The following is a 5729-nucleotide window of genomic DNA, read 5'->3' as shown; positions in this document are numbered from 1 at the left end:
AAATGACGAAAGGCCGCCCAGCGTTGGGCGGCCTTTCGTGTAAAGGATGTCCCGCAGCGACCTACTCTCCCACACCGTCACCAGTGCAGTACCATCGGCGCAGGGAGGCTTAGCTTCCGGGTTCGGAATGGAGCCGGGCGTTTCCCTCCCGCTATGGCTGCGGAAACTCTATGGAGATATCAACCCAAGTGTTTGGGTTTTCGGTTTCCCGACCGTATCTCGGGAACCGCACAGTGGACGCGTAGCATAATTAAATGAAGTTAAGTTATTGGCCTATTAGTACCGGTCAGCTTCAAGGGTCTTTAGTCCCCTCTTCCACATCCGGCCTATCAACCCAGTGGTCTGCTGGGGGCCTTCAGGACCGAAGTCCATGGAAATCTCATCTTGAGACCGGCTTCCCGCTTAGATGCTTTCAGCGGTTATCCGTTCCAAACGTAGCCAACCAGCCGTGCTCCTGGCGGAACAACTGGCACACCAGAGGTTTGTCCATCCCGGTCCTCTCGTACTAGGGACAGATTCTCTCAAATTTCCTGCGCGCGCAGCGGATAGGGACCGAACTGTCTCACGACGTTCTAAACCCAGCTCGCGTACCGCTTTAATGGGCGAACAGCCCAACCCTTGGGACCAACTCCAGCCCCAGGATGCGACGAGCCGACATCGAGGTGCCAAACCATGCCGTCGATATGGACTCTTGGGCAGGATCAGCCTGTTATCCCCGGGGTACCTTTTATCCGTTGAGCGCTGGCGCTTCCACTTGCCACCAGCGGGTCACTAGTTCCGACTTTCGTCCCTGCTCGACCTGTCAGTCTCACAGTCAAGCTCCCTTGTACACTTGCACTCGCCACCTGATTGCCAACCAGGCTGAGGGAACCTTTGAGCGCCTCCGTTACTTTTTGGGAGGCAACCGCCCCAGTTAAACTACCCACCAGGCACTGTCCCTGATCCGGATTACGGACCGAGGTTAGATATCTAGAATGATCAGAGTGGTATTTCAACAATGACTCCACCAATACTGGCGTATCGGCTTCAAAGTCTCCCACCTATCCTACACAAACCACACCAAATACCAATACCAAGCTATAGTAAAGGTCCCGGGGTCTTTCCGTCCTGCTGCGCGTAACGAGCATCTTTACTCGTAATGCAATTTCGCCGAGTTTACGGTTGAGACAGCAGAGAAGTCGTTACGCCATTCGTGCAGGTCGGAACTTACCCGACAAGGAATTTCGCTACCTTAGGATGGTTATAGTTACCACCGCCGTTTACTGGGGCTTAAATTCTGAGCTTCGCCTTGCGGCTAACCCTTCCTCTTAACCTTCCAGCACCGGGCAGGCGTCAGTCCGTATACATCGTCTTGCGACTTCGCACGGACCTGTGTTTTTAGTAAACAGTCGCTTCTCTCTGGTCTCTGCGGCCTTCGAACGCTCGGGAAGCAAGTTCCGTCACGCCTCAGGCCCCCCTTCTCCCGAAGTTACGGGGGCATTTTGCCGAGTTCCTTAACCATAATTATCTCGATCGCCTTAGTATTCTCTACCTGATCACCTGAGTCGGTTTGGGGTACGGGCGGCTAGAACCTCGCGCCGAGGTTTTTCTTGGCAGCATAGGATCACCGATTTCCAGCTATTGCTGTCATCATCAGGTCTCAGGCTATGTGAGTCGCGGATTTGCCTACGACTCGCCCTACACCCTTAAACGTGGACAACCATCGCCACGCTCGGCTACCTTCCTGCGTCACCCCTGTTAATACGCTTGCTTACTACAGACTCGGGTCGCGCGATCCACAGACATTCCCCCGAAGGGTTCAGCTGCTTCTGGCGCTTAGCATCATCTGATTCTGCATGGGCGGTTCTTCGCCGGTACGGGAATATCAACCCGTTGTCCATCGACTACGCCTGTCGGCCTCGCCTTAGGTCCCGACTTACCCAGGGCGGATTAACCTGGCCCTGGAACCCTTGATCATTCGGCGGACGGGTTTCTCACCCGTCTTTCGCTACTCATGCCTGCATTCTCACTCGTGTAGCGTCCACCGCTGGGTCACCCCGCGACTTCACTCGCTACACGACGCTCCCCTACCCATCCATACGCTTGGACCACGAAGGCCTGGCTAATATATGAATGACACAACTTCGGTGGTGTACTTGAGCCCCGCTACATTGTCGGCGCGGAATCACTTGACCAGTGAGCTATTACGCACTCTTTCAAGGGTGGCTGCTTCTAAGCCAACCTCCTGGTTGTCTGGGCAACTCCACATCCTTTCCCACTTAGCACACGCTTTGGGACCTTAGTTGGTGTTCTGGGCTGTTTCCCTCTCGACTATGAAGCTTATCCCCCACAGTCTCACTGCTGCGCTCTCACTTACCGGCATTCGGAGTTTGGCTGACGTCAGTAACCTGGTGAGGCCCATTAGCCATCCAGTAGCTCTACCTCCGGTAAGAAACACGCAACGCTGCACCTAAATGCATTTCGGGGAGAACCAGCTATAACGAAGTTTGATTGGCCTTTCACCCCTATCCACAGCTCATCCCCTCCATTTTCAACTGAAGTGGGTTCGGTCCTCCACGCGGTCTTACCCGCGCTTCAACCTGGCCATGGATAGATCACTTCGCTTCGGGTCTAGAGCATGCGACTCAAACGCCCTATTCGGACTCGCTTTCGCTACGGCTACCCCACACGGGTTAACCTTGCCACATACCACTAACTCGCAGGCTCATTCTTCAAAAGGCACGCTGTCACCCCTGCTAGGGAGGCTCCAACGGATTGTAAGCACACGGTTTCAGGTACTATTTCACTCCCCTCTCGGGGTACTTTTCACCTTTCCCTCACGGTACTGATTCACTATCGGTCAGTAGGTAGTATTTAGGCTTACGAAGTGGTCTTCGCGGATTCACACGGGATTTCTCGGGCCCCGTGCTACTTGGGATGACTCTCAGGAGTCTGCGAAATTTCGTCTACGGGGGTTACACCCTCTGTGCCGGGCCTTTCAATGCCCTTCGACTATCACGCAGATTTTTGACTCCTTGACGGATCGGCAGATCCATCAGAAAGGTCCCACAACACCGCTAACGCAACGCCTGCCGGCTATCACACGCTAACGGTTTGGCCTTTTCCGGTTTCGCTCGCCACTACTCACGGAATATCTCTTCCTGTCGGTACTGAGATGTTTCACTTCCCGACGTTCCCTCTACTCGCCCTATGTGTTCAGGCGAGAGTCACTGGACATGACTCCAGCGGGGTTTCCCCATTCGGACATCCTCGGATCAAAGCTTGTTTGCCAGCTCCCCGAGGCTTTTCGCAGGCTACAACGTCCTTCTTCGGCTCCTACTGCCAAGGCATTCACCATGTGCTCTTAAAAACTTAACTTACATTCGAATTTGCATTCAAATTTAAAGATGCTCGCGTCCACTGTGCAGTTCTCAAGGTACGGGCGGTCCTACCCTCATCCGGCGCCTACCTCATCAAACAATAATGTTTGCGCGAGGTGGTTCATCCGTATCAGATAGTCCGTCCAGCCTGTCTTTCGACTGGCCTGAGTATCTAAGCTTTCGCCCGATCCCTCAGGACCCAACAGTGTGCCATGCCATCACTACCCAGAGCCTAAGACTGTTCCAACCCCAAGGGGCGTACTAAGAAGACTCTTTCGAGTAAAAGCCACAGTCGATGTTCCATCCATGAGCCTTCGCTGCTCTACATATGAGAACAAAACGAAGTCCTGGACACCCCCAACGAGGGCGCCAAGTGCTCCTTAGAAAGGAGGTGATCCAGCCGCACCTTCCGGTACGGCTACCTTGTTACGACTTAGTCCCAATCGCCAATCCCACCTTAGACAACTCCCTCCCTTACGGGTTAGGCCGTTGGCTTCGGGTGTTACCGACTTTCGTGACTTGACGGGCGGTGTGTACAAGGCCCGGGAACGTATTCACCGCAGCGTTGCTGATCTGCGATTACTAGCGACTCCAACTTCATGAGGTCGAGTTGCAGACCTCAATCCGAACTGAGACCGGCTTTTTGGGATTCGCTCCACCTTGCGGTATCGCAGCCCTTTGTACCGGCCATTGTAGCATGCGTGAAGCCCAAGACATAAGGGGCATGATGATTTGACGTCATCCCCACCTTCCTCCGAGTTGACCCCGGCAGTCTCCTATGAGTCCCCACCATTACGTGCTGGCAACATAGAACGAGGGTTGCGCTCGTTGCGGGACTTAACCCAACATCTCACGACACGAGCTGACGACAACCATGCACCACCTGTATACAGCCCCGAAGGACTCCCTATCTCTAGAGATAAACCGTATATGTCAAGCCTTGGTAAGGTTCTTCGCGTTGCATCGAATTAATCCGCATGCTCCGCCGCTTGTGCGGGCCCCCGTCAATTCCTTTGAGTTTTAGCCTTGCGGCCGTACTCCCCAGGCGGGGCACTTAATGCGTTAGCTGCGACGCGGAACTCATGGAAAGAGCCCCACATCTAGTGCCCACCGTTTACGGCATGGACTACCAGGGTATCTAATCCTGTTCGCTCCCCATGCTTTCGCTCCTCAGCGTCAGTTGTGGCCCAGAGACCTGCCTTCGCCATTGGTGTTCCTCCTGATATCTGCGCATTCCACCGCTACACCAGGAATTCCAGTCTCCCCTACCACACTCTAGTTTGCCCGTACCCACTGCAGATTCGAGGTTGAGCCTCGAACTTTCACAGCAGACGCGACAAACCGCCTACGAGCTCTTTACGCCCAATAATTCCGGACAACGCTTGCGCCCTACGTATTACCGCGGCTGCTGGCACGTAGTTAGCCGGCGCTTCTTCTGTAGGTACCGTCACTTTCGCTTCTTCCCTACTGAAAGGGGTTTACAACCCGAAGGCCTTCATCCCCCACGCGGCGTCGCTGCATCAGGCTTTCGCCCATTGTGCAATATTCCCCACTGCTGCCTCCCGTAGGAGTCTGGACCGTGTCTCAGTTCCAGTGTGGCCGGTCGCCCTCTCAGGCCGGCTACCCGTCGTCGCCTTGGTGAGCCATTACCTCACCAACAAGCTGATAGGCCGCGAGTCCATCCCAGACCGAAAAACTTTCCAGACAATGACCATGCGGTCTCGTCTCGTATCCGGTATTAGACCTCGTTTCCAAGGCTTATCCCAGAGTCTGGGGCAGGTTACTCACGTGTTACTCACCCGTTCGCCACTGATCCACAGAGCAAGCTCTGCTTCACCGTTCGACTTGCATGTGTTAAGCACGCCGCCAGCGTTCGTCCTGAGCCAGGATCAAACTCTCCGTTAATGTTTATAGCTAATCCGCAAAGCGGCTTAACGACATACGAAGCGGTTCAAAAGAACCAGTTTAATCTCCAGCAAATAGTACGAATGTCACTGACATTCATTTCTTTACCAAAGGTATCCAGCATCACAACAACACAGACCGAAGGCCCATCTCGCTGCAACACCAAACAATTTGGCATCGACTTATGTGGCACACTGTTGAGTTCTCAAGTTTCGGACGCGCACCAAAACATTCTCTTCCGAGTCCGTTTTAGGGCAACCCTACGATCTTACACCCATAATCCCTCGCCGTCAACACACCTTGTCGGAGTGTTTCAAACTTAGGGGGCTCTCAACCTTACCTCACCCCAGGCGCGTCAGCGACCAAAGCTCAGAAAAATTGAAGTGGTTGTCAAGAGGACTTCCCGCGGCCTTTTCAGTCCTGCGGTAAAGCGTCCCGTCGTTGGCAACAGATGAAACATTACGG

At 54.1% G+C, this 5729-nt stretch carries 3 rRNA genes; all 3 read right to left on the bottom strand.

Going from position 1 to position 5729, the window contains the following annotated elements:
• Nucleotides 1-48: 48 nt before the first annotated feature.
• Nucleotides 49-165 (bottom strand): 5S ribosomal RNA (gene rrf / locus AOP73_RS11640).
• Nucleotides 166-256: 91 nt separating this feature from the next.
• A 23S ribosomal RNA gene (locus AOP73_RS11635) occupies nt 257-3357 on the bottom strand.
• Nucleotides 3358-3743: 386 nt separating this feature from the next.
• A 16S ribosomal RNA gene (locus AOP73_RS11630) occupies nt 3744-5264 on the bottom strand.
• Together the 16S, 23S and 5S rRNA genes form the textbook arrangement of a ribosomal RNA operon.
• Nucleotides 5265-5729 lie beyond the last annotated feature (465 nt).

The sequence above is a fragment of the Demequina aurantiaca genome, from assembly GCF_000975135.1.
GTDB classification, from domain to species: domain Bacteria; phylum Actinomycetota; class Actinomycetes; order Actinomycetales; family Demequinaceae; genus Demequina; species Demequina aurantiaca.
This window is presented reverse-complemented; position numbering and strand designations above follow the sequence as displayed.